We start from the raw sequence: 25,549 nt of genomic DNA on the forward strand, positions 1-25,549 counted from the left end.
CAGCCGTGTGGCAGGACGCATCAGGGAAAGCGACATCGCATTGGTGCGTGAGCGCAGCCGGATCGACGAGGTCGTCGGTGACCAGGTTTCGCTGAAGCGAGCGGGTGGGGGCGCGCTCAAGGGGTTGTGCCCCTTCCACGACGAGAAGTCGCCGTCGTTCAACGTGCGCCCGTCGCACGGCACGTTCCACTGCTTCGGCTGCGGCGAGGGCGGCGACGTGATCGCCTTCGTGATGAAGGTCGAGCACCTGTCGTTCGTGGAGGCGGTGGAGCGGCTCGCGGACCGGGCGGGCATCCACCTCACCTACGAGGGCGGCGGCGCCACGATCCAGCGCGACCGGGGCACGCGCGGCAGGCTCATCGAGGCGCACAAGGTGGCCGCCGAGTACTACGCGGAGCAGCTCAAGACGCCCGAGGCGCAGGCGGCGCGGGAGTTCCTGGCCGAGCGCGGGTTCGACGAGGCAGCGGCACGCCAGTTCGGCTGCGGCTTCGCGCCCGGCGGCTGGGACAAGCTCACCAAACACCTGCTGGGGCGTGGTTTCGAGCTCCAGGAGCTGATCAAGTCGCAGCTCGTCAAGGAGGGCAAGCAGGGGCCGATCGACCGGTTCCACCGGCGGCTGCTGTGGCCGATCAAGGAGATCAGCGGCGACGTCGTCGGGTTCGGTGCGCGGCGGATCTTCGACGACGACCCGATCCAGGCGAAGTACCTCAACACCAGCGAGTCGATGATCTACAAGAAGTCGCACGTGCTGTTCGGGCTCGACCAGGCCAAGCGGGAGATCGCGAAGCGCAAGCAGGCCGTCATCGTCGAGGGCTACACCGACGTGATGGCGATGCACCTGGCCGGCGTGCCGACGGCCGTCGCGTCGTGCGGCACCGCGTTCGGCACCGACCACATGAACGTGCTGCGCAGGCTGCTGATCGACGACGACGTGAACGGCGAGGTCATCTTCACCTTCGACGGTGACGAGGCCGGTCAGAAGGCCGCGCTGAAGGCGTTCGAGGGGGAGCAGCAGTTCTCCGCGCAGACCTACATCGCGGTCGCGCCGGACGGCATGGACCCGTGCGAGCTGCGGCAGGCCAAGGGCGACGTGGCGGTGCGCGACCTGGTGGCGCGGCGCATCCCGTTGATCGAGTTCGCGATCAAGGCCCAGCTCAGGTCCTACGACCTCGACTCGGTGGACGGCCGTGTCGAGGCGCTCAAGAAGATGGTGCCGTTCGTCGCCCAGATCAAGGACAGGGCCAAGCGCGACGGTTACGCGACGCGGCTCGCCTGGTGGGTGGGCTGGGACGACGAGGCGATGGTCGTGCGCCGGGTCCGTCAGGTCTCCGGCGGCAAGACGCCCGCCGTCCCCGCCGCGCGCGTCGACCCGAACCAGATCGCGCTGGGCGTGGAGGTCGACGGCCCGTCCCGGCCGAACCCGCGCGACCCTCGCCTGGTGCCCGAACGCGAAGTGCTCAAGATCGCGCTGCGGCTGCCCGAGTACGCGGGGCCGTTGTACGACTCGCTGCCGGACGAGTCCTTCACGGATCCGGCGTACGTGGCGCTGCACCGGGCGATCCGCGAGGCCGGTGGCGCGTCCTGCGGGCTGGAGGGTTCCGCGTACCTGGAGGCGATCTCGCAGGCGTGTTCGCACGCCTCGGTGCGGTCCGTGATGACCGAGCTCGCGGTGGAACCGTTGGCGGTCAAGCAGAACGACGAGTTCCGCTACGTGTCGATGGTGATCGCGCGGCTGCAGGAGGTGCAGGTCGGCAAGCAGGTCGAGGACGTGAAGTCGCGACTGCGGCGGCTGTCCCCGATCAAGGACGCCGACGAGTACCGGGCGCTGTGGGGCGACCTGGTGGCGCTGGAGGAGTACCGCAAGGCGCTCCTGCAGCAGAGTGCGGGAGTGCTGTAGTGGGGTTGTTCCGACGGGTGTTCGGCGATGGCGCGCCGGACGGGTTCACCGGTGAGCTGGAGCGCGACGAGACCGTGATCGCGCACGCGCCCGTGCAGACCGGCGGGCACGTCGTGGTGACGTCGCTCGGGCTGTGGGTGCCGGGGGAGTCGCCGCGGCGGATCGGCTGGCACCTGGTCAGCAAGGTGAAGTGGGAGGGCGCGCTGCGGGTCGTCGAGGCCGTCGAGGCCTCCACCGAGGGCGCTGTGGTGCTGCTGGAAGACCTTCCCGCGCAACGGTTCGCGCTGGACGACCCGCGCCGGGTGCTGCGGGCGATCAGCCAGCGCGTCGAGGGGTCGATCCGGGTGCGCGAGCGCGTCGAGTCTCCCGGTGTGTGGATCCTGCAGCGCAAGGTCCCCGGCCGGGACGGTGTCGTGTGGCAGGCCCGCGGGGATGCCGGCGTGGACCTCGACGCCGTGCGTTCGGCCGTCGCGGTGTTCTCCGAGGGACTGGCGCGCTAGCAGTACGCGTGTACTGTTAGCCGTATGTGGGATCCGGCGCAGTACCTGGCCTTCGCCGATCACCGTGCGAGGCCGTTCTACGAACTTGTGGCGCGCGTACAGGCTTCGGAGCCTCGTCGCGTGGTGGACGTGGGCTGCGGGCCCGGCAATCTGACCGTGTCGCTGTCCTCGCGGTGGCCTTGGGCCGTGATCGAGGCGTTCGACTCGTCGCCGGAGATGGTCGAGGCGGCGCGGGCCGCGGGTGTCGATGCCCGCGTGAACGACGTGACGACGTGGGAACCGTTGCCGGACACCGATGTCGTGGTGTCCAACGCGGTCCTGCAGTGGGTCGCGTCACATCCCTCGATCGTGTCTAAATGGGCCGCCGCGCTGCCTGCCGGCGCGTGGCTCGCGTTCCAGGTCCCCGGCAACTACGCGGACGCGTCGCACCGGCTGATCCGTGAGGTGGCCGGGGAGTCGCTGGCGCACGTTTTCCGTGCGGAGAAACCGGTTCTGGCTCCCGTGGAGTACGCGGACCTGCTCGGCGACTGCGCTGTCGCGGACGTCTGGGAGACCACCTACGTGCAGCGGCTCACCGGACCGGACCCGGTGCTCGAATGGGTGACTGGCACGGCGTTGCGGCCCGTGCGCGCGGCACTGTCCTCAACGGACTGGGAGGCGTACGTCGCGGAACTGGCGCCGCGGCTGCGTGAGGCGTACCCGCAGCGAGCCGACGGCACCACTTGGTTCCCGTTCAGGAGGATCTTCGCGGTCGCGCAGGTGTGAGGCCTGTCACGGTCGCGGCGTCACCGGCGGAGTGGCGACCTTGCCGTTGGTCTCCTCCTGGTGGCGCCAGGGAGCCTTCTCCGCTGCCTTTCCGGCGGCGTCCGCGGCCAGATCCTTGGCCTGAACTGCGGCTTCGAACGCCTTGTCCTTCGCCTGTGCCGCCGTCTTGCGCACCGTCGGGTTCGCGGTGAAGCGGTGCCAGAGGCGCACGATCTGGTCGTAACGCTCCCGCCCGGCCTTCGCGCCGAGCACGTAGCCGATCGCCGCGCCGACCAAGATGCCCTTCATGTGACGTCTCCTCTCGCATCGTGCCTGGTCAAGACCTGTGCTGCCGCCAAGTGGGGGGTGCCTGCAAAACCCCTTTCGCGACTCATGTAGAGTTACCCACTGTCAGGAGGAACCAAGCCTGACAAGCTAGAACAACCGAACATTCCCCCATAGCTCAATTGGCAGAGCATGCGACTGTTAATCGCAGGGTTACTGGTTCGAGTCCAGTTGGGGGAGCCATCGCCTAGACCCTAGTCCACCGACTGGGGTCTTTCGCTTTGTACGGGTTTGCTCCAGCTTGGGGTGCATGGCCCGCTACGCGAATCTTCGTCGCATCTCCTCGCTGGACCCGGTCGCCGACCACGAGGAGATCATGCGGATCTCGGCCGGCCTGGAGTTCCCGTGGGACTACCAGAAGTCCCTGGAGATGGCGCTCTTCCGCACGTACTGCGTCCCGACGATCTCAGGCCTGCTGGAACGCACCGGCGAGTTCGAACGGCGGCCGCAGAAGCGCTACGACGACACCGCGATCCTGATGGCCGAACTCGTGGAGCACGGCTACGACTCCCCGCGCGGACGTGAGGCGCTGCGCGTGGTCAACCGCCAGCACGGCCGTTACGACATCTCGAACGACGACATGCGCTACGTGCTGTCGACGTTCATCTACGACCCGATCGACTGGCTTCAGCGCTACGGCTGGCGCCCGCTCACGCACAACGAACGGCTGGCGGGCTTCCACTTCTACCGCGCGGTCGGCGCCCGCATGGGAATCCGGGACATCCCGGCCGGCTACGACGAGTTCCTGGCGTTCAAGACGGCCTACGAGCAGAAGCACTTCGTGTTCGCGCCGTCGAACCGCCGCATCGGCCAGTACACGCTCGACCTGTTCTGCTCGTGGTACCCGTCCGTGACGCGCCCAGTGGTCGCACGGGCCGTGGTCGCGATGCTGGACCCGGTGATGGTGCGCGCGTTCGGCTTCACCGCGCCACCTTCGTGGGTCGGCGCCGTGGGACGCCGGGCGTTGCGCCTGAGGGCGTTCGTGGTGCGCCAGATGCCGGTGCGGAAGGGTTTCAAGCTCACGAGCACCCCCAACCGCACCTATCCGGGCTACCCGAGCGGCTACCGGCCGTCGGACCTGGGCGCGAGCTCCAGCACCGCCCGCTGACCGTTGAGCACGAAGCCCATGGCCTTCAGGAACTCGTTGCCGGGCTTGAAGTCGTCGAGCCTCACCTGCACGCGCGTGACTTCCGGGAACCGCTCGGTCAGTGCCTTCGCCATCTCCCTGCCGATGCCCCACCTGCGCAGGTCCTTCGGCACCAGGAAGAACCTGATGTCGGCGTGACCGGGCGCGGGGTGGTCCACCACGAGGTCCACGAACCCGATCATGCCCTGAGCCTGCGCGACCAGCAGGTGCTTCTGCTCGAACGCGGCCCCTTCCGGCAACGCGTAGAAGAGACTTTGCACATCGCCGGGTCCGGAGGGGTGGCCCGTGGCAGCCTGGAACCAGTCGTCGCAGTGGGCGAACAGCGCCAGCACCTCCGGCTCGTCCGCCGGGGTGAAGTCGCGGAGGGTCAAACGCACGTGTCCAGCCTATGTGTCGCTCGCCACGGGGGTGCGCAAGGGCCGTTCGGCGTGATCGGTATCCTCCACGACGCAGCGTGAGCGGGGGGAAGTAGCTCAGTTGGTCAGAGCAGCGGACTCATAATCCGTCAGGTCGTGGGTTCGAGCCCCACCTTCCCCACTAGAACTACCAGCGCAAATGGGCTCCTCGAAGATCCAGACTTGATCGTCTGTCCCGGTTTCCGGCAGCACTCGCGCCAACCCGGCCCACGGCACCCCGCGACCCGCTTAAAGTGCCGGAATGGCGGAGGACGGGTTCGTCGAAGTAAGCGGGGCCAACCGGGGCAACAACGTGATCCTGCGCCTCTTCGCCGTGGCGTTGATGGTCACCGGACCGATCGTCTACGCGGTCAACGACGGTGGCACCGTCGGCATCGTGCTCACCGTGGTGCTGCTGCCGCTGGGCATCGCCGTGTGGCGCGGCACCACGCGCGCCAAGCGGCGGCTGCTGCGCCTGGACGAGGTGGGTCTGCCCGCGACCGCCGTGGTCCTGTCCGTGGAGCCGATCAGCGAGGACCCCACTGTCCGCGTCCGGTTGCTGATCAAGGGTCCGGACGTGCCCGAGTTCGTGATCGAGCACGACACCAGGTACGACCCCGGGCTGAAGCCGGGGAACAAGCTCGTCGCGACGGTCGACCCCGACGACCACCGCGACTTCGAACTGCGCTACTGAGGAATGCCGTGACGCCCCACGGACTACGGGGCGCGCAGGCCGTCGACGTAGATCGACAGGAAGCGGCGCCACTCGCCGGGAGAATCGCGGATCACCTGGGCCATCGCCCTCGTCAGCGTGGCCATGTCCGTGATCGTGAAGTCAGCGCGCAGGCCGCCGGGCGCGATGGCGCGCGCGATCAGGATCTCCGCGTGGCCTGCCCCGCGGTGACAGGCCGAGACCACCTCCGGGGCGTTCGTCAGGTTCGTCGCGAGGATGTCGTTGAGGCCCCGGTCCTCGGCCTGCAGGGCGTAGAGGTCGTCGAGGTAGACCGTGAACGCGTGCCACGGGTCGGGGTCGGCCAGTGCCTTCTCGACGATGACGTCGAGGGCGGCGAGGCGTTCCGGGAAGATCGCCGACACCAGGTCCTCGCGGCTCGGGAAGTGCTTGTAGAGCGTGCCGATGCTCACTTCGGCCTTGCGGGCGATGTGTTCCATCGGGACGTCGAGGCCGCGTTCCGAGAACAGCTGTGTGGCCGCTGCCAGCAGCTTCTCCCGGTTGCGTGCCGCGTCCGCACGCAGGGGCTTCGACGCGGTGACCATGGGCGGATCCTACTCGGCGGCTAAGTCGAGGGTGCCCTCAAGTTTTGCGGTAGCGTCGGGCCGGTAAGTCGAGGGTGGCCTCGAATTAGCGTTCGGAAGGAAGAAACCCATGTCTCCCATCGCAGTTGTGCTCGGCGTCGGCCCCGGGCTCGGCATGTCCGTCGCGCGTCGGTTCGGTCGCGAGGGCTATGACGTCGTGCTGATCTCACGCCGTAGCGAGCGGCACGCCGGCTTCCTGGCGGAGCTCGCCGAGGCCGGGGTGAACGCGCGGGCGTTCGCGCTGGACCTCAAGGACGTCGACCAGCTTCGGTCCACTTTGGACTCCGTTGGGCCGGTGGACGTCGTGTACTACGGGCCTGCCGCCACCGACCTGAGCGGCCTGCCGCCCGAGATCACGGCGACCACGTCCGACGAGGCGCGTGCCGCGATGGACTGGCTCTACCCGGCGATCGACCTCACGCAGCACGTGCTGCCGGGTCTGCTGGAGCGCGGGGGTGGCCTGCTGTTCGCCGGCGGGCTGAGCGCCGTGCGGCCGATGCCGGTGCTCGGCGCGCTCACGTTGTCGTCGGCCGCGTTGCGGAACTACGCGGTGACCCTCAACGCGGCGTTGGCCGACAAGGGGGTCTACGTCGGCACGCTCACGATCGGGGGCGTCATCGAGCGCAGTGACATCCACAAGCTGGTGGAGAGCCGGCCAGAGGAGTACGCGGGTCTGGCCGAGCACACGCTGAGCCCGGACGACATCGCTGAGACGGCGTGGCAGATGTTCGTGAAGCGGGACCGCGCCGAGGAGTTGTTCAGCGTGCTCGGCTAGCGCGTCGGGGGAGCAGGTCAGGCGGTCGGCGCTGACGGCCTGACGTGCCGGCTAGACCTGTTGCGGGACCCCGAGGTGCTTCAGCGGGGAGGGGCGCGCGACGGTGTGCAGCGCGTGCGCCACGAGTCGCCGGATGCGGAACGCTCCGGTGGGGAGTTCGTCGACGAGGTTCGCGTTGGTCAGGCCGTGCAACGCGGTCTCGCTGCGTGCGGGTGCCCAGCCGAGCACGCTGCTGAGGCCGCCGGTGCACAGGCGCCGGGCCGGGGCGGCGGCGAGCGTGGTCAGGGCGGTCTCGCTGTCCGTCGGCACGTCGCGGAGACGGGAGCGCACGCTGTCTTCGAACGTGCGTCCCTCCAGCCACAGTCCGGTCAGCCGTCGTGGGTCGGCCTCCAGTTCGCGGACCGCGCGGCCCAGCGGCCAGGACGGGTGGCAGGCCAGCCAGCGCGCCACGCCGCACAACGCCAGTGGCACGCCCTCGCACAGGTCCGCGATCAGTCCGGCGGCTTCCGGCTCGCGGCGCACGCGGTGCTCGCCGGACAGTGCGGCGAGCAGGCGCACCCCCTCCTCGCGGGGCAAGGGGCCGAGCTCGAACAGCAGGTTGCCCACCGCGCCGGGCAGGCAGAGTCTGCTGACGACGATCATGGCGCTGTCCTGGCCGCCGGGACGCAGGGCGCCCAGCACGGAGACGGAAGACGCGTGATCGACGATCACGAGTGTCCGCCCGTGCGCACTCCACGCCCTGAAGCGCCTGCCCACCTCGTCCAGGTCGGCGACGGCCGGCATCGGCACGCCCGCCCGGTGCAGCCGGTCGCGGATCAGCGCCGCCCCGGAGTCCGGCTGCTGGTCGGTCCCGGCCAGGTCGATCACGACCACGCCGCCCGGGAAGTGGTCGCGGAGATCGTGCGCGGCCTTGAGCGCGATCGCGCTGGTGCCCACTCCCGGCGCACCGACGATCTCGATCACGCGCAGGCCGCCGTGGTTCGGTCGCGTGAGAACCTCGCGCAGCCCGGCCAGTTCGCGGCCGCGGCCGACCAGCGCGGGCGGCTCTGGCAACTCGGTGCGCCGGGCCGGGACGACCTCCCGCTGCCGGGGGACGTCGATCGGCTCGTCCTGCAGCACCTCCTGAAGCACGCGCTGCACGCTCGCGGACGGTGCCACCCCGAACTCCTGGTCGAGCTGGGCGCGCAGGCGGTGGAAGACCTCCAGCGCCTCGGCCCGGCGGCCGCTGCGGTGCAGGGCGAGCATCAGCTTGGCGGAGAACGCTTCGTGGGTCGGCTCGTGCCTGGTCAGCCCGTACAGCTCGTCGATGAGCTGGTGGTGCCGCCCGAGCCGCAGATCGGTGTCGACGCGGAGCTCGACCGCGCTCTTGCGGGATTGGCCGAGGCGAACGGCGACCGAGGACAGCATCGGCCCCATCTCCACCCCCGCGAACGCGGGACCGCGCCAGAGGTCCAGCGCGGCTCTGAGCGAGTGCGCGGCCTCCGCGAACCGCTCGTGGTCGAACTCGGTCCTGGCGGTGCCGACCAGCGTCTCGAACCGGATGATGTCGAGCGCCGCCCCTGAACCCAGCCGCAGCTCGTAGCCGCCGGTGCGGGTGAGCAGGGCGCTGCGGCTCAGGTCGCCGTCCTGCCCGTCGCCGAGCGAGAGCAGCTTGCGCAGGTGGTAGACGTATGTCTGGACGGTCCGGGTGGCGCTGGCGGGCGGCTCGTCCTCCCACAGCTCGTCGACCAGCTGGTAGGTGGGCACCACCTGACCCGCGTTGAGGCTGAGCGCCGCGAGCACCGCGCGCTGTTTCGCCGCCGAGATCTCTATCTCGACTCCGAAGCGTTGAACCTGTAATGGGCCGAGCAAGTTCACGTGCATTCCGATTTCCCCCCAAAGTGCGGCGTGGCAGTCGGAGTATTCGGGGAACAGGTGACCGCGCGGAGAGATTCCGCTTTTTCACGATGTCTGACCGGTCGGAAGCCCCCACATCCACCTGAGCCAATGTGAGCGACTTTAGTAGTCACCCCAAGAGAGTGCTTGTGTCGCAGGTCACAGGGTGACGTGTCGGTTGTCGTGCCCGGCACGACAGTTCGGTGCGCTGGGGCGGCCGGCAGGTGTGGGCCTTGCTGACTCAACGTCATATCTGCTGTTCGACGAACTCAGGCCATCACTCTCCGTCACTCCGCTGGGTGATTCTGCTGCTCTCTGCCCGTTTCATCCCGGCTTTGGGAGATGTCCGCTTTTGGAAGAGCCGTAACAATTCAGGCCACCGGTTCGTCTGATTGGTTCGGTTTCTGATCGGTGATGCCGATGACTGCGATCGGAACTACCGGGAATGCGCGGCACGACCGACCAGCCCGCTCGACGCCGCTTCGACATCCGCTCGACGGGGTGATGAATCAGTTCATTCCACCCACAGGAGCGCCGGTGGAACGGTGCCTGAACACCGCGGAGGTAGTAGTGCGTTCGTTGCGGGTCGTGGTCATCGGGGGCGGACCCGCCGGTCTGTTTCTCGGCCGGCTGCTCAAATTGGCGGATCCGACGTGCGTCGTCGAGGTGCACGAACGCAACGGGCCGCAGGACGCGTTCGGCTTCGGCGTCGTGTTCTCCGACCGGACGATGTCGGCGTTCCGCGCCGCCGACCCGGAGACCCATCGGCGCATCCGGTCGGAGAGCGTGTCGTGGACCGACATGGAGATGCGCCTGCCCGGCCGCGTCCTGCGCTACGGCGGTTACGGCTTCACCGCGATCTCCCGCCGGGTGCTGCTGCAGGTCCTGCAGGAACAGGCCGCGGACGCCGGCGTCGGTCTCGTCTTCCACAGCGGCATCGACCTGACACGGGCGGGCGAGGGGCAGCCGGACGTCATCGCCGTGGCCGATGGCGTCAACTCGGCGGCACGGACCGAGCTTGCCGGACGCCTCGGCAGCCGGGTGGAGACCGGTTCCGCGAAGTACATCTGGTTCGGCACCGAGGCCCGCTACGACGCCGTCGTCTTTCCGTTCGCGCAGACCAGTTACGGCGTTTTCGGGGCGCATGCCTACCCGTTCGCGGACGGCCTGAGCACCTTCATCGTCGAGACCAGCGAATCCACCTGGCTGGCAGCGGGGATGGACGCCTCCACCGCCGGAGCGCAGGCACCCGGCCAGACCGACGAGTACACCCGGCGGTTGCTCGGCGAGGTCTTCCGCGACCACCTCGACGGGCGGCCGCTGATCGGCAACAACAGCAAGTGGGCCGACTTCCAGGTGGTGCGCAACGAACGCTGGTCCGACGGCCGCGTGGTGCTGCTCGGCGACGCCGCGCACACGGCGCACTTCTCCGTCGGTTCCGGCACCAAGATGGCGATGGAGGACGCGATCGCGCTGTCCGCGGCGTTGACGAGGGCCGGTTCTACGACGGAGGCCTTCGCGAGTTACGAGGCGGCCCGCAGGCCGCCGATCACCCGCACCCAGGCGCTCGCCGAGCCGAGCATGCGCTGGTGGGAGACGTTCGGAAACCGCACGAGGCTCGCGCCCGCCCAGTTCGGCCTGCACTTCCTCACCAGGACGGAGGCCATCGGCTACCCCGGACTGCGGCGCAGGCACGCCGCGGAGATCGACGAGGCCGAGACGCACGTCGCCGCCCAGGCCTGGGCCGTCGTGCCGGGCTCGCCCATCGTCACCATGGGTCCCGCCGCGGCCGGCGGCGTCGAGAACGGTCTCCACCTGCCCATGCAGCTGGGTTCGGTGCCGCTGGGCAACCGGATCGTGCTCCCGCTCGCCGGAACCGCCGCCGAACAGGTGAGGCAGGCCGGTGCCGGCGCCGCCGCGGGAGGCGCGCTGCTGCTCGCCGACTGGCGTGCGGGGTATGAGGCCGACGGCTGGTCAGACGCCGCTGAGCGGGCACGTGAGTGCGACGTGGTGTTCGGGGTCGTGCTCGACACCGCCACCGCCCACCTGGCCGCGCCGGCGCTGGCCGCGGGAGCGCTCGTGCTCGAGTTCGTGGCGAGCGGTGACGACGAGACCGACGACCGCGTGCTCGGCGGCCTGCTCGACCTCACCGGGCCGGACGCCGCGGTGCTCGCCGGGTTCGCGGTGCCGGTGGGATCGCCGTGGTCCGCACGGGCCGAACGGGTCCTGGACCGCTGCGAGAAGCTGATCGCCGGCGGTGTGTGCGCGGTGCACGCGCGCCGTGACGCAGCGCGGACCTGGTCCCACGCGCTCGCGTGGGCGGACCGGCTGCGGACCGAACGCGGTGTGCCCGTGCTGGCGGACGGCGAGGACGGCTGGGCGGCGGGCGTGCGGGCGGAGGACTCGCAGGACGACTGGGCAACGCGATTGCACGTGGCGGTGGTGAGCGGCCGTGTCGACATGGTCGCCGCGTGGCCGCTCGGCAGACCGCGGGTGCGGGTCGCCGCCGGGTGACCGGGTCAGGCCACCGGACTGGCCAGGTCCGCGTACACCTCACGCGCGGACGCGAGCAACGCCGCCACACTCGGCTTGTTCTCCTGGCGCCGCAACCAGGTCATGGTCACCGTGGTCCGGGAGTTCGCTCCCTGCAGGGGAATCGCCACCACGTCACCGCGTGCCACGTGGTCGGCCGCCGCGATCTCCGGCACCAGCCCGCAGCCGAGGCCGGACGTCACGCACTTGCACAGGGCCGCGAGACTGCCCACCTCGGCGTCGATGAAAGGCCCGTTCGGCGCCGCGCTCAGCAGCGCCTGCTCCAGCATCGCGCGGAAGCCGCACCCCGTTGGCGTGGCGAGGAAACCGACGCCGTCGAGGTCGTGCACGCCGACCGCGGTCAGCGTCGCGAGCGGGTGAGCGGGCGGTGCGATGATCATCAGCTGGTCGGTGGCGAGGGTCTCGCTCGTCAGCTCGGGATCGTCCGGCGGGTCGCCGAACGTGAAGCACACGTCCATCTCGCCGCGCTGCACCGCGCCGTACAGCTCGCCCCGGCCGCCTTCCTTGAGCGAGATCCGGACCTGGGGCCAACGCGCCCGATAGCCGGCGAACAGCGCGGGAACCCGGTGGGCGCACAACGTTTCCAGCGCACCGATGACCAGCGCGCCGCTGGGTTCGGCGGGATCGTCCTCGACCGCGGCCCTGGCCTCCTCCACGAGCACCAGCACCTGGTCGGCGTACCCGACGAGGCGTTCGCCCGCCGGTGTCAGGCTGAGCCTGCGCTTGGCGCGGTCGAAGAGCTGGGTGCCGAGCTCCGCCTCCAGCGCCTGGATCTGCTCGGTGACGCTGGACTGCGCGTAGTGCAGCTCGCCGGCCGCCTTCGTCAGGTTGAGCGTTCTCGCCACCACCCGGAACGTGCGCAAATGCCTGAGCTCCATGAATTCCCCCCGGATCCATCGGCTGTCCCGATGGAACTCATCTTAACTGCCTGTTTCCTTTCGACACCACAGAGCGACGATCGTGGACCCACGACGTTCACATCGGCGTCCGACCGTGCCTTCCGTCAGTCAGGGGAGAGATTTCGATGACCACCAAGCCCATCCGGCCGGACGCGCCGGTGGCCGATCCGGCGGAGCGGACCGGGCGTCCGGGTGGACTGCTGCTGCTCGGGCTGTCGCTCGGCTACTTCCTGGTCATGCTGGACACCACGATCATCACGGTGGCCCTGCCCGCGATCGGTGCGGACCTCGGCGGCGGACTGGCCGCCCTGCAGTGGGTGTCCAACGGCTACACGCTGACGTTCGCGGCGCTGCTGCTCACGGCGGGCGCCTGGTCGGACCGCTACGGCGGGCGCCGGGTGTTCCTGATCGGCCTGTGGTCCTTCGCCGCCCTCTCCGGGGTGTCCGCGCTCGCGGGGTCGATCGGCGTGCTGATCGGCCTGCGCGCGCTGCTCGGCGTCGCGGGCGCGCTGCTCGTGCCGACCTCGCTGGCGCTGATCGCGAACACCTACACCGTGCCCGCCGAACGCGCGAAGGCGATGGGGGTCTGGGCCGCGCTGAGCGGTACCGGCCTCGTCGCCGGGCCCGTGGCGGGCGGCCTGCTCACCGACGCGTTCGGCTGGCAGGCGATCTTCCTGGTGAACGTCCCCGTCGCGTTGTTCAGCATCTGGATCACCACGCGGCACGCGCCGGAGACCGCGCGCAAGACCAACCGGGGCACCGACGTCACCGGGCAGGTCTCGGCGGTGGCCGCGCTCGCCGGGCTGACCTACGGGCTGGTGCAGAGCGGCCCGCTCGGCTGGGCGGCGCCGGAGGTGCTCGTGTCGATCGCGGTGTTCGTGGCCGCCACCGTGATCTTCGTGCTCACCCAACGGCGGCAGGAGACCGAGAAGTTCTCCCCGATGCTGCCGCTGCGGCTCTTCCAGTCGCGGACGTTCTCGCTGGGACTGGTCGCGGGCGCGATCGTCAACTTCGGCCTGTCCGGCGTGCTCTTCGTGCTCTCCTTGTACTTCCAGGGCACCCGGCACTTCTCGCCGTCGGTCGCCGGCCTCGCCTTCCTGCCTCTGACGATCCCGACGGCGTTCAACCCGATCTTCACCGGCCGGCTGGTCGCCAGGGTCGGGCCGAGAGGGCCCGCGATGGCGGGTTTCCTGATGATGGCGGCCGGCACGGCGGTCCAGGCGCTGTTCAACGGTGACTCGGTGCCGGAGACCGTCATCTCGCTCGCCGGGCTCGCCCTGCTCGGGTTCGGCGTGTCGTTCGCCATCCCGTCGCTGCTCACCGCGGTGGTGGGAGCGGTGCCCAAGGAACTGGCCGGGATCGGCTCCGGCGCGCTGAACTCGGCACGCCAGACCGGTGCCGTGATGGGCGTCGCGGTGCTGGGCGCGTTGCTGAGCAGCACCACCGCGTCCACGTCCGGCGCGAGCACGGCGTTGCTCGTCGCCGCGGTGCTGCTGCTGATCGGTGCGGGGATCTCCGCGACCGCGTTGGCGCGCAAGACGACCACCTGAGACCACCAGGCGCACCCCCTCCGGAGCGGGGGCGGTGCCGGGCACAGTCCCGGCGCCGCCCCCGCTCCGGCACATGCGCCCTGACTGCCGTTCGACATCCGCTTGATCGTGGCTAGACACCAGCGAGCGACGGTGTTGCCAGACCGGAATCCGGTTGTGTGCCAACACGATTCGTTCATCTGGAGGAACCCAGTCATGGCTTCATCGCCCGATCAGCACCCGGACTCCGTCGACGTCGTGGTCATCGGTTCCGGTCCAGGAGGTGCGTCCACCGCCATCAAGCTCGCACAGGCGGGACGTTCGGTGCTCGTGCTGGAACGCCGCAAGCTCCCGCGGTTCCACATCGGCGAATCCCTGCTGCCGCCCACCATGCGCATGTTCGAACTGATGGGCGTCCTCGACCGGATCAAGGAGCAGGGCTACGTGCCCAAGTACGGCGCGGAGTTCTCCGGTCCCACCGGGAAGTTCGGCCGCATCCCGTTCGACGGGCAGGGTCCGGGGCGGTACCCGTCGACGGTGCAGGTCGAGCGCGCGCACTTCGACAACGTGCTGGCCGAGTTCGCCCAGGAGTGCGGTGCGACGCTGGTCCAGGAAGCCACCGTGCACGAGATCCTCTGGGAGGGTGAGCGCGCGGTCGGCGTGTGCTACGAGCACGAGGGCAAGTCCTACACCGTGCGGTCCACCTACGTCGTGGACGCGGGCGGCCGCGCGAGCAAGATCGCCCAGACCAAGGGGCTGCGCCGCTACATCGACCAGCTGCGCATGATCGCGGTCTTCCAGCACTACAACAACCTGGACGAGAGCAAGAACCCAGGCTGGGAGGGCGACATCCAGATCGGCCGCCACGAGACCGGCTGGGTGTGGGCGATCCCGATCTGGAAGGACACGATCAGCGTTGGTTCGGTGATGCGCAAGGAGAGCTTCAAGGCGGACCAGGCGGAGGAGCTGTTCGCCAAGCACGTCGCGAGCCTGCCGCGCATCGCGGACCGGTTGCAGGGCACGACTCCGCTGTCCGAGGACGTCCACGTCGAGACCGACTACTGCTACTACTCCGACACGATCGCCGGTCCCGGCTGGTTCCTGGTCGGTGACGCGGCCGCGTTCTTCGACCCGATCTTCTCGGCCGGCGTGCTGCTGGCCACGACGAGCGGGGTGCGGGCGGCCGAGACGATCGACACGCTCCTCGGCGCGCCGGAGCGGGAAGTGGATCTGCAGCACCGGTACGAGAACTTCTACAAGACCGGCTACGACACCTACTCCCGGGTGATCCACGCCTACTACGACTACGACTTCAACCTGCGGAAGTGGCTCGTCACCGTCGGCATGGACTCGCCGGAGGCCCGCTGGAACGACGACAAGTACGTCGTTCGCCTGCTGTCCGGCGACTTCTGGAGCGACAGCCCGGTCAACCAGGCGTTGCGGGCCGAGTCGAAGTGGAACACCTTCGCGCCGTTCGAGCGCGACCTCGAATGCCCCTACTACGGGGACCTCAACGCGGCCGAGGCCGCCGAGGAAGCCGCAGCCGCGGCCGTCTCGTAGCAGCGGTACCGGTCGTGGGCGGCGGCGAACCGTGCCCTGCCGCCGCCCACGACCACCTTTCGTGGCCGGTCATCCGAGGGAGGAAGTCGTGGGGGGAAACTTCGAGCTGGCGACCAAGGTGCTCGCCGCGTTGTTCGTGGTGCTGGCGGCCACCAGGGTCTGCGGCAGGCTCGCGCTGATCGCCGGGCAGCCGCGGGTGGTGGGCGAGATCGTCGCGGGTGTCCTCTTGGGACCGTCGGCGTTCGGCGCGGTGCTGCCCGGAGTGCAGCAGCACCTCTTCTCCGCCGACGTGAAGAGCGTTCTCTACGTGCTGAGCACGTTCGGCCTGGCGTTGTTCATGTTCCTCATCGGGGCGAGCCTCGACCACGGCTTCGTCACGAAACCCGCCGTGCGCCAGGCGACGGTGCTCGCCACGTCGGGGATCGTCCCGAGCTTCCTGCTCGGCGCCGGCGTCGCGGCCCTGTTCTACGACAGGCTGTCCCTGCCGGGTGTCACCGAGGTGCAGTTCCTGCTCTTCGTCGGCGGCGCGCTGTCGATCACCGCTTTTCCCGTGGTGGCGCGGATTCTGCAGGAACGCGGCCTGTCCAACACCCGGATCGGCTCGCTGACGCTCGTCGCGGCCGCCGTGGACGACGCCGTCGCGTGGGGCATCCTCGCCGTCATCATCGCGCTGGCGAAAGCGGGCGACGCGTCCGGCGCGGTTCTCACGATCCTGGGGGCGGCGGCTTTCGCCGGCCTCATGCTCACCGTCGGCAAACGGCTGCTCAAACCGCTGGCGCGCAGGGTGGAGCGCGACGGCGAGCTCAAGCCGCAGACGCTGGCGGTGATCCTCCTGGTGGTGATCGCGGCGAGCTGGTTCACCGACTTCATCGGGGTGTTCTCGGTGTTCGGCGGGTTCGTCACCGGCCTCGCCATGCCGCAGAACCCGATCCTGCGCCGCGAGCTGACAACCCGCCTGATGGACTTCAACGCGATATTGCTGCTCCCGGTCTTCTTCGCCTTCTCCGGGCTGAACACCCAGATGAGCGGCCTGACCGATCTCCAGGTGCTGTTGCCGCTCACCGCGATCGTCGTGGCGGCGTTCGTCGGGAAGTACGTCGGCTGCGGCCTGACCGTGCGGTTGCAGGGCTTCTCGTGGCGCTACGCCTCCGCGGTCGGCGGCCTGATGAACGCCCGCGGCCTGATGATCCTCGTCTTCATCAACATCGGGCTCGCCTACCAGCTGATCAGCCCGCAACTGTTCTCGATGCTGGTGGTGGTCGCCGTCCTGACCACGGCCGCCGCCCTGCCGATCTACCGGCTCTCCATGCCGAAGCACATCGAGGACGCCGAGAAGTGGACGCCGACGTCCGCAGAATTCCTGCCCGCCACGACGCGGGACCCCGCCGCCTGACTCCGGTCGGCGCCATCTACTCGAAGGGCTTTGATCCATGGCTGAGGACACTGCGTCGACCCGAGACGCGGACAGGGTTCCGATCGCCGTCGTGGGCATGAGCTGCCGGCTCGCCGGTGGTGTCGCGTCGCCCGACGACTTCTGGCGGATGCTCGCCGACGGTCGTGAGGCGATCTCGGAGGTGCCGGCGGAGCGGTGGGCGGAGTACGCCGAGGCGAGTGCGGCGAACGCGGCGACGTTGCGCAGAACGACGCGCTGGGGCGGTTTCCTCGACGACATCGCCGGGTTCGACGCCGAGTTCTTCGGTGTGCTGCCGCGTGAGGCCGAGCTGATGGACCCGCAGCAGCGGATCCTGCTGGAGGTCGCCTGGGAGGCGCTCGAACACGCGGGCATCTCACCGTCCACACTGGCCGGTGGTGACGCCGGGGTGTTCGTGGGTGTCGGCTCGGACGACTACGGCCGCCGGCTGCTGGAGGACCTGCCGCGGATCGAGGCGTGGACCGGCATCGGCGCGTCGATGTGCGCCGTCGCCAACCGGATCTCCTACGCGCTGGACCTGCGCGGCCCGAGTTTCGCGGTCGACACCGCCTGTTCCGCCTCGCTGGTCGCGATGCACCTCGCGTGCCAGGCCCTCGAACGAGGCGAGACCCCGCTGGCGCTCGTCGGTGGCGTGAACGTCATGGCCGGGCCCGGTCTCACCGTGGTGCTCGACGAGGCCGGCGCGATCTCGCCGGACGGCAGGTGCAAGTCCTTCGCCGCGGCGGCCAACGGCTACGGCCGCGGTGAGGGCGCCGGAGTGCTCGTGCTCAAGCTCCTCGCCGACGCCGAACGCGACGGGGACCGCGTGCTCGCGGTGGTCCGGGGCAGCGCCGTGCACCAGGACGGCAAGACCAACGGCATCATGGCGCCCAGCCGCGAGGCGCAGGCCTACCTGCTGCGGCGGGCCTACGACAACGCGGGCATCGACCCGTCCACTGTGGACTACGTCGAGGCGCACGGCACCGGCACGCGGATGGGCGACCCGATCGAGGCCGGCGCGATGGCCGAGGTCTTCGGCGCCGGTCGTGCCGACGAGGACCCGTGCCTGATCGGTTCGGTGAAGTCGAACATCGGGCACCTGGAGGCGGGCGCCGGCGTCGCCGGGATGATCAAGGCGGTGCTCGCCCTGCGGCACGCCGAGATCCCGCCGAGCCTCAACTTCTCCGAGCCGAACCCGGAGATCCCCTGGGACACCGCCGGGTTGAAGGTCGTCACCGAGCGCACGGAATGGCCGCTGCGCGACCGGCCGCGGCTGGCCGGGGTCTCGGGTTACGGCTACGGCGGCACAATCGCCCACGTCATCCTGGAAGAGGCGCCACCCGTGGCGCCGCGGGAGCGCGAGAAGGCCAGTGGCCCGCGGGTGTTCGCCCTGTCCGGCGCCACCGAGGCCGGCCTGCGCGCGACCGCGGACAGGCTCGCCTCGCACGTCGAGACCGCACGCCCGGCTCTGGACGCGGTCGCGCACACGCTCGCCCTTCGCCGGGCCCACCTCGACCGCCGCGCCACCGTCGTCGCGGACGGGCACGAGGAACTGGTGGCCGGTCTGCGCGCGATCGCCGGCGGTGAGGAACCCGCGGGGGTCGCGACCGGCCGCCCGGTGCCGGGTGTGGCCGACGGCGTCGTCATGGTGTTCTCCGGACACGGGTCCCAGTGGGTGGGGATGGGCAGGGACCTGCTCGACCACGAACCCGCGTTCCGCGCGGTGCTGGACGAGATCAGCCCCGTCTTCGTCGAGGAGATCGGGTTCGACCCGCGTGAGGTCCTGCGCGGCGACGTGCTCGACGCCACCGACGTCATCCAGCCGATGATCTTCGCCATGCAGCTCGGCCTCGTCGCCGTGTGGCGTGAGCACGGCGTCGAACCGGCCGCGGTGCTCGGCCACTCCGTCGGCGAGATCGCGGCCGCGGTGACCGCGGGAGCGTTGGACCGGCTCGACGGCGCCCGGCTGATCTGCCGTCGCTCCAAGCTGTTGCGCCGCGTCGCGGGCAAGGGCGCGATGGCCATGGTGAACCTGCCGTTCGACGAGGTGGAGAGCAGGCTGGAGGGACGCGCCGACATCGTTGTCGCCGCCATCGCCGCCGCCACCAGTTCGACGGTGGTCGCGGGCGACGCCGACGCGGTCGGCAAGGTGTCGGCGCGCTGGGAGGAAGAGGGCCTGGTGGTCCGGCGGGTCGCGTCGGACGTCGCCTTCCACTCCTCGCACATGGACCCGTTGCTGCCCGAACTGGAGGCGGCGTTCGCCGACCTGCACACGAGGGACGCCCAGCTGCCGATCTACAGCACGGCCATGGCCGACCCGAGGTCGTCCGTGCCGCGCGACGGCGCCTACTGGGCGGCCAACCTGCGTCAACCGGTGAGGTTCGCCCAGGCGGTGCGCGCCGCGGCCGACGACGGCCGCCGGATCTTCGTGGAGGTGTCGAGTCATCCGGTGGTGGCCCACTCGATCTCCGAGGTGCTCGCCGACGCCGGGGTGGACGACGCGGTCGTCGGCTCCACCCTGCGCCGCCGGAGCACGGACCGGGCGAGCCTGCTCGCGAACCTCGGCGCACTGCACTGCCACGGCGTGTCCGTGACGCTCGCGCCGGGCACCGGCCCGCTGGCCGAACTGCCCGGAACCGTCTGGCAGCACAAGAGGTTCTGGCGCGAGGGATCGGCAGGCGCGCGGCGGGTCGCCGGGCATGACGTCGACACTCACACGTTGCTCGGCGGCCTGACCACGGTCACCGGCACCACGCCGATGCGCCTGTGGCAGTCCTATTTGGACCAGACCTGCCGGCCGTACCCCGGTGACCACCCGGTGCAGCAGGTCGAGATCATTCCCGCCGCCGTGCTGCTGAACACGTTCCTCGCCGCCGCGGCCGACTCCGGTGCGCGGACGGCGGCGGGCTGGCCGGTCCTGCGTGACGTCGCGCTGCGCGTCCCGGTCTCCGTGGCGGCGCCGCGCGAGCTTCAACTGTCCTATCAGGACCGTGCGCTGCGGCTGGGCTCCCGGCTGGTGGACGAGGAGGAGGCCGGCGACCAGGGTGGCTGGCTGACGCACACCACGTCGTCCGTGGACCAGACGCCGTCGGCACCCGCGGGTCTGCTCGACGCGGGCCTGCTCCGGCAGCGGTGCGCCGAGCGGTTGCCGGAGAACTTCGTCATCGACCGGCTCGCGTCGATCGGTGTCGCGGCCATGGGTTTCCCCTGGCAGATCGAGGAGCTGCGGCGCGGCGACGACGAACTGTTCGCCGTCGTGTCGGCGGGGGAGGACGAACCGGGCACGTGGGCGTCGGTGCTCGACGCGGCGCTGTCCATCGCGTCCGTGGTGTTCAGCGGCCAGCCGATCCTGCGCATGCCCGCCGCCATCGGACGCGTCGCGTTGTCCGGCACGTCACCAGGGCGCGTGTTGCTGAGCGTCCGGGCGTCCAGCGAGGACACCGTCGACGTCCAGGTCGCGGATCTCGGTGGCGAGGTCGTCGCGGAAATGGGCGACCTGCGGTACGGCCGGCTGGACGGCGATCCCGGTGCCACCGCGAGCCCGCGCCGGTTGGTGCACGAACTGGACTGGCGCGCGTTCGACCCCGGCGAGCCCGGTTACCTCGGCACCGTCGTGGTGGTCGGCGGCAGGCACGAGCTCACCACCGCGGTGATGGCGGGACTGGCCGCGGCGGGCACGTCGCACCGGCTGGTCGACGGCCTCGACGAGCTGAACCGGTTGCGCGACTGGCTCGGCCCGGACGGCGCGGTGCTCGTGGTTCCCCGGCAGGCGGGCGAAGGCGAGGCGCTCACCGATGCCGCGGTGCGGTCGGGCCTGCTCGTCGCGGACGCGGCGAGCACCGTCGCCGGCTGGGGCGGTACCAAGCCGCTGATCTGGGCGATCACCGCCGGTGTCCGGGAGAGCGCGGCCGCCGCGTCGCTCGGGCAGTCCTCGCTGTGGGGCATCGGCCGGATCATCGGTGGTGAGCACGCCGACATCTGGGGTGGCGTGGTCGACCTCGACCCGGCGGACGTCGCGGGATCCGCCGCTGTCCTGCCCGGCCTGCTCGCGAGCAGGCCGGCGGAGGACGTGATCGTCCTGCGCGACGGCGTGCCCAGCCGTCCCCGGCTCGTCCCGGTCGAACGCGCGCCACAGAAGTCCACTGTGGACTGTCGACCGGACGGCACCTACCTGGTCACCGGCGGGCTCGGCGTGCTGGGCCTGGAGATCGCCCGCTTCCTCGCCGGACGGGGCGCGCGTCGCATCGTGCTGGCGGGCCGGCGCGGCCTGCCTTCGCGGCAGACGTGGGACGCCGTCACGGATCCCGCGACGGCGGCGCAGATCGCCGCGGTGCGGGCGCTCGAGGCGTTGGGCGTCACGGTGGTCGTGGCGGAGCTGGACGTGACCGATCGCGTCCAGGCGGCCGAGGCGCTCGCGGCCGCCACGTCCGGGCTGCCGCCGATCCGCGGTGTGGTGCACGCGGCCGGTGTGCTGGACAACAGGATGCTGGCCGACCTCGACGAGGCGTCGCTGCAGCGGGTCATGCGGCCGAAGACCGAGGGCGCGCTGGTGCTGCACGAGCTGTTCCCGCCCGGCAGCCTCGACTTCCTGGTGCTCTTCTCCTCGTGCGGGTACCTGCTGGGCCTGCCGGGACAGGCGAGCTACGGCGCCGCCAACGCGTTCCTCGACGCCTTCGCCGCGCACCGGCGGTCGTCGGGCGTGGACGACACGGTCAGCTTCGGGTGGACGTCATGGCGCGGCCTGGGCATGTCGACCTCCTCCGAACTGATCGACATCGAGCTCAACGCGCGGGGCACGGCGGACATCACGGCGACGGAGGCGTTGCGCGCCTGGGAGTTCGCCGAGCGCTACGACGGTTCGCACTTCGCGGTGCTGCGGATGATCGCGCCGGAGCCCGGCATGAGCAGGCCCCCGTTGCTGGACGAGGTGGTCGTCGAGGAGACCGCGGGCGAGGCGGCGCCCGATACGGAGTGGGCGGGACTCACCGGCGACGAGCTGCGCGAGTACCTGGTGACCGCGGTGCGCAGGCAGGTGGCCGGTGAGGTGAGGCTCGACCCCGACGAGCTCGACGTCCGGCGTCCGTTGTCGGAGATGGGCCTGGACTCGGTGATGACGCTGGTCATCCGCCGCAGGCTGGAGAAGCTGCTCCAGCTCAGCCTGCCGTCGACGCTGTTGTGGACGCACCCGACGGTGGCCGGCATCGCGGACTTCGTCGGTGGGCTGCTCACGGAGTCCGAGGAGCAGGAGATGCCGGTGGCGGTGGTGGTGGCATGACCACCGACCTGCCGGACTGGCCGCCGGAGCTCGCGGCGGCCTACCGCACGGCCGGTTTCTGGCTCGACCGCCCGCTCGGCGAGTGGATGTGGCAGTGGGCCGAGGAGCACGGCGAGCGCGTGGCTCTGGTGGACGGCGACGTCGAGATCTCCTTCCTGGAAATGGCCTCGCTCGCCGACGGGCTCGCCGAGGCGTTGCCCGGCCTGGGTTTGCGGCCGGGCGACCGGATCGTCGTCGGGCTGCCGAACCGCTGGGAGTTCGTCGTGCTGCTGCTGGCGTGCTTCCGGGCCGGGGTCGCCCCGGTGCTGGCGCTGCCCGCGCATCGCGAGCTCGAACTGGGTTACCTGGCCCGGCACGCCGAAGCGCGCATGATCGTCGTGCCGGACAGGTGGCGGGGCTTCGACCACGAGGCGCTCGCCGCCAGGATCGCCGCCGATCTGCCCTGGCGGTGCGCGGTGGGCGTCGTCGGCGAGTTCGCGCTACCGGGCCACGTCGACCTGACGGCGTTGCTGCGTTCCATCAGCACCGGTGAGGGACGGCGGCGACGGCTGGACGCGCTCGCACCGGATCCCGGCGACGCCGCGTTGTTCCTGCTGTCCGGTGGCACGACCGGGCTGCCGAAGATGATCGGCCGCACGCACAACGACTACGAGTACAACCTGCGGCGCAGCGGGGAGGTGTGCGGCTTCTCCGCGGAGACCAGGTACCTGGTGACGTTGCCGGCGGCGCACAACTTCCCGTTGGGCTGCCCGGGAATCCTCGGGGCGCTGGCGGTCGGCGGCCAGGCCGTGCTGCTGGCCTCGCCCGAGCCCGTCCGCGCGTTCCAGACGATCGCGCGACGACGGATCACGATCACCTCGTTGGTGCCCGCGATCGCGCGGCGCTGGGTCGAGAAGGCCCGCGAGACGCGTCCGGACCTCGGGAGTCTCGCCGTGGTCCAGGTCGGCGGGTCGGTGCTGGACCCGGTGCTGGCACAGGAGATCCCGGCGATGCTCGGGGTGCGGCTGCAGCAGGTGTTCGGGATGGCGGAAGGCCTGCTCAACTACACCCGGCTCGACGACTCGGACGAGGTGCTGCTGCACACCCAGGGCAGGCCGATCAGCCCCGGCGACGAGGTGCTCGTCGTCGACGAGTCGGACCGGCCGCTGCCCGCCGGTGAGATCGGCGAACTGCTGACGCGCGGCCCGTACACACCGCGCGGCTACTTCCGCGCGGCCGAGCACAACGCGCGGGCGTTCACGCCGGACGGCTGGTACCGCACCGGAGATCTGGTCCGGCTGCGCGAGGACGGCAACCTCGTCGTCGAGGGCAGGCGCAAGGACCTGATCAACCGCGGCGGCGAGAAGGTGTCCGCCGAGGAGGTGGAGACCGTGGCACGGGCCGTGCTCGACGTCGCGGACGCCCTCGCCGTACCGGTACCGGACCCGAGGTTCGGCGAGCGCGTCTGCCTCGTCGTGGTCCCCCGCGGTGCGGCACCCAGCCTGGCCGAGGTCCGCGCCGAGTTCACCGCCCACGGCGTGGCCGACTACAAGCTTCCCGAACAGGTCGAGTCCCTCGACCGGCTGCCGCTCACCCCGGTCGGCAAGGTGGACCGCAAGTCGGTCCGAGCCCAATTCGCGAGCAAGACGGAGGAATCATGGACCCCAGTTCGCTGAGCCTCGGCACGGAACTGAAGGGAGTCGACCACCTCGCGCACGTCACCTGGAAGCCGGGGGAGACCGTCGACTTCTACCGCGAGGTGATGACGCTGCCCCTCACCCACGCGGTGACCGGCACGGGGTGGCTCGCCGAGGAGTTCCCGGACTTCGTGCACTTCTTCTTCGGTCTGGGCAAGGGGAACTACCTGGCGTTCTTCTACTACTTCGGACTGCAGGAGAACTCCCTGCACACGTCGGACCTGATGCACCTGTCCCGGCACATCGCGTTCCACGTCGACACCAAAGAGGAGATGATGGCGTGGCGGGACCAGATCAAGTCCCACGGCGTCAAGGTGACCCCGCCACTGGCTCATGAACTGCTGGAGTCCATCTACTTCGACGACCCCAACGGCATCCAGCTGGAGATCGCCTACCCGTTGCGCCCGTTCGGCGACATCGACGCCCGTGACGCCGACATCACCGTCCGCGCCCTGCGAGAGGTCGCGGCAGGGCCGAACCCCACGGTGGACGCCATGTGGCAGCGCAAGGCCGCGCTGGTCGCGGAACGGTACGGGGCGGTGACCCGCTGATGCCCGCGATCTTCATCCTGGACACCCCGGAGTTCGAGCCGATCGTGCGCACCGTCGAGCACGCCGGCATGACCGTGCGCAGGGCAGGGGACTACCTGGAGGCGACGAGCACCGGCGCCGAGGTGACGCTGGAACGGGCGGTGACCGGTGTGCGGCCGTCCATCTGGTTCGCGGCGCTGACCGGCGGGCTGGTCGGTCACATCGTCCACTTCGACCACGACCTGTTGCGGCTCTCCGACGCCGAGCAGAGCGGCCACGGCGATCGCGGGATGCGGTGGGACGGCGGAGGATCGAGCCTGCTGCGCCGGCAGGGTTAGCGGTACGAACCGGGAGTGTGACCGAGCGAGCGGCGGAAGACGTCGATGAACGCGCTCGCGGTGGCGAATCCGCACCGCAGGGCCACGGAGGTGACAGGCTGGCCTTCCGCCAGCAGGCGCAGGGCGTGGTAGAGCCGCAGCTGCGTGCGCCACTGGGGGAAGGTCATGCCCATCTCGTCGCGGAACAGCCTGGTCAGCGTCCTGCTGCTCGCGCCGGCCTCCCGTCCGAGCGCATCGAGACCGCGTGCGTCCGAGGGGTCGGTCTCGAGCGTCGCGCAGACCGCCGCGAGCCGGGGGTCGTGGGCCGTCGGCACGCGCACAGGTTGTTCGGCTGTGGTGGCGAGTTGGTCGAGCAGTACCGAGCGCATCCGTTTGCCCGCAGGGGTTTCTCGGTCCGTGAGCTCTGTGTAGGTGATCAGCAGTTCTCTGAGCAGTGGTGAGACGGCGAGAGCGGTCGGCTCGTGGAGCTTCAACGGGTTCTGCGTGAGTCCGAGGAAGTGCAGCCGTGTGACGCCGTACGCGCGGTGCGAGTGCACGACGCCGGACGGGATCCACAACGCACGGTGCGCGGGCGCGATCCATCTCGATGCCTCGGTGTGCACGGCCACGACGCCGCGGCTCGCGTAGACGATCTGGTGCTCGTCATGCCAGTGCGCGCTGACACCACTGGCGGCCGCCAGGTCGCGGCTCGTGGTCGGCGCCGCCGGCAGATGGCGAGAATTCGACATACATCGGCAGAATATCGGAATCGCGAACGTGCTGGACGGGGCCACGATCGGTGCGTGA

At 70.3% G+C, this 25,549-nt stretch carries 20 protein-coding genes and 2 tRNA genes; 16 read left to right on the plus strand and 6 right to left on the minus strand.

Annotation, left to right across the window (positions count from 1 at the left end; translation table 11 throughout):
* Positions 1–7 precede the first annotated feature (7 nt).
* The 3 genes from dnaG to ACIQF0_RS41255 are packed head-to-tail and all read left to right on the plus strand — an operon-like array spanning position 8 to position 3,162.
* The gene (gene dnaG / locus ACIQF0_RS41245) at positions 8–1,897 is read left to right on the plus strand and encodes a DNA primase (protein WP_401039323.1); all 1,890 of its coding nucleotides are present in this window, start codon (positions 8–10) and stop codon (positions 1,895–1,897) included.
* Positions 1,897–2,397 (plus strand): hypothetical protein, encoded by a 501-nt coding sequence (locus ACIQF0_RS41250; protein WP_360041985.1) that lies wholly within the window; start codon positions 1,897–1,899, stop codon positions 2,395–2,397. The genes dnaG and ACIQF0_RS41250 overlap by 1 nt, the downstream gene beginning before the upstream one ends.
* Before the next feature lie 24 nt (positions 2,398–2,421).
* On the plus strand, positions 2,422–3,162 hold the full coding sequence (locus ACIQF0_RS41255; protein ID WP_401039327.1) for a trans-aconitate 2-methyltransferase: 741 nt from the start codon (positions 2,422–2,424) through the stop codon (positions 3,160–3,162).
* Positions 3,163–3,168: 6 nt separating this feature from the next.
* Here the strand turns inward: ACIQF0_RS41255 and ACIQF0_RS41260 are convergent, their stop codons facing one another.
* On the minus strand, positions 3,169–3,450 hold the full coding sequence (locus ACIQF0_RS41260; RefSeq protein ID WP_360041991.1) for a hypothetical protein: 282 nt from the start codon (positions 3,448–3,450) through the stop codon (positions 3,169–3,171).
* A gap of 143 nt (positions 3,451–3,593) precedes the next feature.
* Here ACIQF0_RS41260 and ACIQF0_RS41265 point away from each other — a divergent pair.
* Positions 3,594–3,669, plus strand: a tRNA-Asn gene (locus ACIQF0_RS41265).
* 67 nt (positions 3,670–3,736) lie between these two features.
* Entirely contained in the window at positions 3,737–4,594 is an 858-nt protein-coding gene (locus ACIQF0_RS41270; protein ID WP_401039329.1) for an oxygenase MpaB family protein, read from the plus strand.
* On the opposite strand, the gene ACIQF0_RS41275 is transcribed toward ACIQF0_RS41270, so the two are convergent.
* On the minus strand, positions 4,549–5,010 hold the full coding sequence (locus ACIQF0_RS41275; RefSeq protein WP_401039332.1) for a GNAT family N-acetyltransferase: 462 nt from the start codon (positions 5,008–5,010) through the stop codon (positions 4,549–4,551). The two genes, ACIQF0_RS41270 and ACIQF0_RS41275, sit on opposite strands and share 46 nt — an antisense overlap.
* Before the next feature lie 85 nt (positions 5,011–5,095).
* On the opposite strand from ACIQF0_RS41275, the gene ACIQF0_RS41280 reads away from it, so the two are divergent.
* A tRNA-Ile gene (locus tag ACIQF0_RS41280) sits at positions 5,096–5,170 on the plus strand.
* A gap of 120 nt (positions 5,171–5,290) precedes the next feature.
* Positions 5,291–5,722: a hypothetical protein gene (locus ACIQF0_RS41285; protein WP_401039334.1), complete on the plus strand. Its 432-nt coding sequence runs from the start codon at positions 5,291–5,293 to the stop codon at positions 5,720–5,722.
* 23 nt (positions 5,723–5,745) lie between these two features.
* Here the strand turns inward: ACIQF0_RS41285 and ACIQF0_RS41290 are convergent, their stop codons facing one another.
* Positions 5,746–6,303, minus strand: a complete 558-nt coding sequence (locus tag ACIQF0_RS41290) for a TetR/AcrR family transcriptional regulator (protein WP_401039337.1) — start codon at positions 6,301–6,303, stop codon at positions 5,746–5,748.
* 109 nt (positions 6,304–6,412) lie between these two features.
* Between ACIQF0_RS41290 and ACIQF0_RS41295 the strand changes: the two genes are divergently transcribed.
* A complete protein-coding gene (locus tag ACIQF0_RS41295; protein WP_401039340.1) occupies positions 6,413–7,117 on the plus strand; it encodes an SDR family NAD(P)-dependent oxidoreductase in 705 nt (234 codons plus the stop codon).
* A 51-nt stretch (positions 7,118–7,168) separates the two neighbouring features.
* On the opposite strand, the gene ACIQF0_RS41300 is transcribed toward ACIQF0_RS41295, so the two are convergent.
* On the minus strand, positions 7,169–8,980 hold the full coding sequence (locus ACIQF0_RS41300) for a BTAD domain-containing putative transcriptional regulator (RefSeq protein WP_401039343.1): 1,812 nt from the start codon (positions 8,978–8,980) through the stop codon (positions 7,169–7,171).
* A gap of 549 nt (positions 8,981–9,529) precedes the next feature.
* Here ACIQF0_RS41300 and ACIQF0_RS41305 point away from each other — a divergent pair.
* Positions 9,530–11,506 carry an FAD-dependent monooxygenase gene (locus ACIQF0_RS41305; protein ID WP_401039346.1) on the plus strand — a complete coding sequence of 659 codons (1,977 nt, stop codon included), beginning with the start codon at positions 9,530–9,532 and terminating at the stop codon, positions 11,504–11,506.
* A gap of 5 nt (positions 11,507–11,511) precedes the next feature.
* Here the strand turns inward: ACIQF0_RS41305 and ACIQF0_RS41310 are convergent, their stop codons facing one another.
* A complete protein-coding gene (locus ACIQF0_RS41310) occupies positions 11,512–12,423 on the minus strand; it encodes a LysR family transcriptional regulator (RefSeq protein ID WP_401039348.1) in 912 nt (303 codons plus the stop codon).
* 146 nt (positions 12,424–12,569) lie between these two features.
* Between ACIQF0_RS41310 and ACIQF0_RS41315 the strand changes: the two genes are divergently transcribed.
* The 7 genes from ACIQF0_RS41315 to ACIQF0_RS41345 all read left to right on the plus strand — a co-directional run bounded on the left by ACIQF0_RS41315 (position 12,570) and on the right by ACIQF0_RS41345 (position 24,763).
* Complete coding sequence (locus tag ACIQF0_RS41315; protein WP_401039351.1) at positions 12,570–13,994, plus strand: MFS transporter; 1,425 nt, start codon at positions 12,570–12,572, stop codon at positions 13,992–13,994.
* A 195-nt stretch (positions 13,995–14,189) separates the two neighbouring features.
* Entirely contained in the window at positions 14,190–15,533 is a 1,344-nt protein-coding gene (locus ACIQF0_RS41320) for an NAD(P)/FAD-dependent oxidoreductase (RefSeq protein ID WP_401039353.1), read from the plus strand.
* Between the two features lie 88 nt (positions 15,534–15,621).
* A complete protein-coding gene (locus ACIQF0_RS41325) occupies positions 15,622–16,926 on the plus strand; it encodes a cation:proton antiporter (protein ID WP_401039356.1) in 1,305 nt (434 codons plus the stop codon).
* A gap of 37 nt (positions 16,927–16,963) precedes the next feature.
* Entirely contained in the window at positions 16,964–22,219 is a 5,256-nt protein-coding gene (locus ACIQF0_RS41330) for a type I polyketide synthase (RefSeq protein WP_401039359.1), read from the plus strand.
* Positions 22,216–23,874, plus strand: a complete 1,659-nt coding sequence (locus ACIQF0_RS41335; RefSeq protein WP_401039361.1) for a (2,3-dihydroxybenzoyl)adenylate synthase — start codon at positions 22,216–22,218, stop codon at positions 23,872–23,874. Before ACIQF0_RS41330 ends, ACIQF0_RS41335 begins: the two co-directional genes overlap by 4 nt.
* Positions 23,856–24,446, plus strand: a complete 591-nt coding sequence (locus ACIQF0_RS41340; protein WP_360042031.1) for a VOC family protein — start codon at positions 23,856–23,858, stop codon at positions 24,444–24,446. Before ACIQF0_RS41335 ends, ACIQF0_RS41340 begins: the two co-directional genes overlap by 19 nt.
* Complete coding sequence (locus tag ACIQF0_RS41345) at positions 24,446–24,763, plus strand: hypothetical protein (protein WP_360042034.1); 318 nt, start codon at positions 24,446–24,448, stop codon at positions 24,761–24,763. Before ACIQF0_RS41340 ends, ACIQF0_RS41345 begins: the two co-directional genes overlap by 1 nt.
* Here the strand turns inward: ACIQF0_RS41345 and ACIQF0_RS41350 are convergent.
* Entirely contained in the window at positions 24,760–25,491 is a 732-nt protein-coding gene (locus ACIQF0_RS41350; RefSeq protein WP_401039364.1) for an AraC family transcriptional regulator, read from the minus strand. The two genes, ACIQF0_RS41345 and ACIQF0_RS41350, sit on opposite strands and share 4 nt — an antisense overlap.
* Positions 25,492–25,549: the final 58 nt, after the last annotated feature.

Source organism: Lentzea sp. NPDC092896 (assembly GCF_044754905.1).
Taxonomy (GTDB): domain Bacteria; phylum Actinomycetota; class Actinomycetes; order Mycobacteriales; family Pseudonocardiaceae; genus Lentzea.

What these genes read in the sequence shown, in the direction of transcription:
- ACIQF0_RS41345 (WP_360042034.1), top strand. Translation starts at nt 24,446, where the DNA reads ATGCCCGCGATCTTCATCCTGGACACCCCGGAGTTCGAGCCGATCGTG.
- ACIQF0_RS41320 (WP_401039353.1), top strand. Translation starts at nt 14,190, where the DNA reads ATGGCTTCATCGCCCGATCAGCACCCGGACTCCGTCGACGTCGTGGTC.
- ACIQF0_RS41270 (WP_401039329.1), top strand. Translation starts at nt 3,737, where the DNA reads ATGGCCCGCTACGCGAATCTTCGTCGCATCTCCTCGCTGGACCCGGTC.
- ACIQF0_RS41340 (WP_360042031.1), top strand. Translation starts at nt 23,856, where the DNA reads ATGGACCCCAGTTCGCTGAGCCTCGGCACGGAACTGAAGGGAGTCGAC.
- ACIQF0_RS41285 (WP_401039334.1), top strand. Translation starts at nt 5,291, where the DNA reads ATGGCGGAGGACGGGTTCGTCGAAGTAAGCGGGGCCAACCGGGGCAAC.
- ACIQF0_RS41260 (WP_360041991.1), bottom strand. Translation starts at nt 3,450, where the DNA reads ATGAAGGGCATCTTGGTCGGCGCGGCGATCGGCTACGTGCTCGGCGCG.
- ACIQF0_RS41300 (WP_401039343.1), bottom strand. Translation starts at nt 8,980, where the DNA reads ATGCACGTGAACTTGCTCGGCCCATTACAGGTTCAACGCTTCGGAGTC.
- ACIQF0_RS41315 (WP_401039351.1), top strand. Translation starts at nt 12,570, where the DNA reads ATGACCACCAAGCCCATCCGGCCGGACGCGCCGGTGGCCGATCCGGCG.
- ACIQF0_RS41310 (WP_401039348.1), bottom strand. Translation starts at nt 12,423, where the DNA reads ATGGAGCTCAGGCATTTGCGCACGTTCCGGGTGGTGGCGAGAACGCTC.
- ACIQF0_RS41330 (WP_401039359.1), top strand. Translation starts at nt 16,964, where the DNA reads ATGGCTGAGGACACTGCGTCGACCCGAGACGCGGACAGGGTTCCGATC.
- ACIQF0_RS41290 (WP_401039337.1), bottom strand. Translation starts at nt 6,303, where the DNA reads ATGGTCACCGCGTCGAAGCCCCTGCGTGCGGACGCGGCACGCAACCGG.
- ACIQF0_RS41295 (WP_401039340.1), top strand. Translation starts at nt 6,413, where the DNA reads ATGTCTCCCATCGCAGTTGTGCTCGGCGTCGGCCCCGGGCTCGGCATG.
- ACIQF0_RS41350 (WP_401039364.1), bottom strand. Translation starts at nt 25,491, where the DNA reads ATGTCGAATTCTCGCCATCTGCCGGCGGCGCCGACCACGAGCCGCGAC.
- ACIQF0_RS41335 (WP_401039361.1), top strand. Translation starts at nt 22,216, where the DNA reads ATGACCACCGACCTGCCGGACTGGCCGCCGGAGCTCGCGGCGGCCTAC.
- ACIQF0_RS41255 (WP_401039327.1), top strand. Translation starts at nt 2,422, where the DNA reads ATGTGGGATCCGGCGCAGTACCTGGCCTTCGCCGATCACCGTGCGAGG.